Genomic DNA, 2,188 nt, shown 5'->3' with positions numbered 1-2,188 from the left:
AGAGCGTGATGACCGGGACTTCCAGCTCCTTGGCCAGCAGCTTGAGGTTTCGGGACATGTCCGAGACCTCCTGCTGACGGTTCTCGGCCCGCCGGCTCGACGCCGAGGAGCGCCGCACCGTCCTCAGCACGTGGAACGACACCGCCCGCCCCGTCCCGGCCACCGGCCTGCACGAGCTCGTCGCGGCGGCCGCGGCCCGCTCCCCCGGCGCTCCGGCGCTGGAGCACGAGGGCCGCACCACCAGCTACGCCGAGTTGGAGGCCGCAGCCGAGCGCTGCGCCGCCCGGCTGCGCGTACTCGGGGTCGGCGAGGGCAGCGTGGTCGCGGTGCGCGCGGCCCCGACCCCGCGGCTGGTGACCGCCCTGCTCGGCGTGCTCAAGGCCGGGGCGGCCTTCACCACGCTGGACCCGGAGCTGCCCGAGGCCCGGCTGAGCCTGCTGCTGGAGCTGTCCGGCGCCCGGCTGGTGCTCACCGACGGGCCCACCGCCCACCCGCTGCCGGCCGGGCTCACGGTGGCCCCGATCGAGGAGCCGGCCGAGCCGGGCGCGCCGGCCGGGCCCGTCCCGGCCGCCACGGCGACCGAACCGGAGGCGCTGGCCTGCGTGTTCTTCACCTCCGGCACCACCGGCACCCCCAAGGGCTCGATGTTCACCCACCGGGGCCTGGTCAACTTCACCCTGGCGATGGCCGAGGAGTTCCGCCTCGCCCCCGGCGACCGCTTCCTGCAGCTGGCGTCCACCGGCTTCGACGTCCTCGTCGAGGAGCTGTTCCCGGCCCTGGCGGCCGGAGCGACCGTGGTGCTCCCCGGCGCCCGGCTGCTCGCCCGCGGCACCGACCTGACCCGCTACCTGGCGGAGCACCGGATCACCGGCCTGGAGCTCACCACCGCCTACTGGCACGACTGGACCGCCGAGTTGGCGCGCACCGGCGCCGCCCTGCCGCCGGACCTGCGGTTCGTCGCGATGGGCGGCGAGCGGGTGCGCCGGGACCTCCTGACCGTGTGGCAGCGCCTCGGCGTCCCGCTGGTGCACGTGTACGGGCTCACCGAGGTGACCTGCACCTCGGCCACCCTGCGGGTGACCGGCGAGCCGGTGGCCGCCGACGGCCTGCCGATCGGCCGGCCGCTGCCCAACACCGCCGTCTACCTGCTGGACCCGGCCGGGAACCCGGTGCCGATCGGTTCCCCCGGCGAGATGTTCCTCGGCGGCACCGGCGTGGGCCGCGGCTACCTGGGCCGGCCGGGCCTGACCGCCGAGCGCTTCGTCCCGGACCCGTACGGTGAGCCCGGCGCCCGGCTCTACCGCACCGGCGACCTCGCCCGCCACCTGACCGACGGGACCGTGGAGTTCATCGGCCGCGCGGACCAGCAGGTGAAGATCCGCGGCCACCGGATCGAACCCGGCGAGGTGGAGGCCCGGCTCGCCGAACTGCCCGGCGTCGGCGCCGCGGCGGTGGTGGTCCGCGAGGACGAGCCGGGCGAGAAGCGCCTGGTCGGCTACGCGGTCGCCGCCCCCGGCGCCGCACCCGACGCCCTCGAACTGCGCGCCGCGCTGCGCGAGCGGCTGCCCGGGTACCTGGTGCCCTCGGCCGTCGTGCTGCTGCCCGCACTGCCGCTGAACGGCAACGGCAAGCTCGACCGCGGCGCGCTGCCCAGGCCCGGCCGCTCCGAGCTGACCGGCGGCGCGGCGGCGGCCCCGAGCACCCCCACCGAGCGGGAGATCGCGGAACTGGCGGGCGAACTGCTCGGCCTGCCGGCCGTCGGCGTCCACGACAACCTGTTCGACCTCGGCCTGCACTCGCTGCTGGCCGCCCGGTTCGCCGCCCGGGTGCGCGAGACCTGCCTGGTGGACGTCCCGCTGCGGGTCTTCTACGAGGCGCCCACCGTCGCCGAGTTGGCCCTGCGGGTGGTGCAGCTCCAGGCCGAGGGGACCGACCCGGACGACCTGGCGCAGCTGCTCGCCGAGCTGGAGGCCGAGGACGGCCTCGCCGCCACCTGATCCCGGCGGTCCGGCCGCCCACCGGCCCCGGCCTCCCACCGGCCCCGGCCAACCGACCGCCGGCCGCCCGGCCCCGGCGGGTCGGGCGCGGCGGGGCTACCCGAAAAGGTGGCCGAATTGCTTTATCGGGTGTCGAAAATCCATTGGTCACGATTCGTTATCGGTCACTGCGGGTAGTCTATTTCGGGGCC

Annotated in this window: 1 protein-coding gene and 1 pseudogene; one reads left to right on the top strand and one right to left on the bottom strand. The window is 76.1% G+C overall.

Features of this window, described 5'->3' with window-relative positions; genetic code table 11:
• Positions 1 to 127: pseudogene (locus tag AB0E96_RS40555) on the bottom strand (DnaB-like helicase C-terminal domain-containing protein); the annotation flags it as partial.
• Positions 128 to 167: 40 nt separating this feature from the next.
• Between AB0E96_RS40555 and AB0E96_RS40550 the strand changes: the two are divergent.
• The gene (locus AB0E96_RS40550) at positions 168 to 1,997 is read left to right on the top strand and encodes a non-ribosomal peptide synthetase (protein ID WP_359831794.1); all 1,830 of its coding nucleotides are present in this window, start codon (positions 168 to 170) and stop codon (positions 1,995 to 1,997) included.
• Positions 1,998 to 2,188 lie beyond the last annotated feature (191 nt).

This window comes from Kitasatospora sp. NPDC036755 (genome assembly GCF_040636595.1).
Lineage (GTDB): Bacteria > Actinomycetota > Actinomycetes > Streptomycetales > Streptomycetaceae > Kitasatospora.
This window is presented reverse-complemented; position numbering and strand designations above follow the sequence as displayed.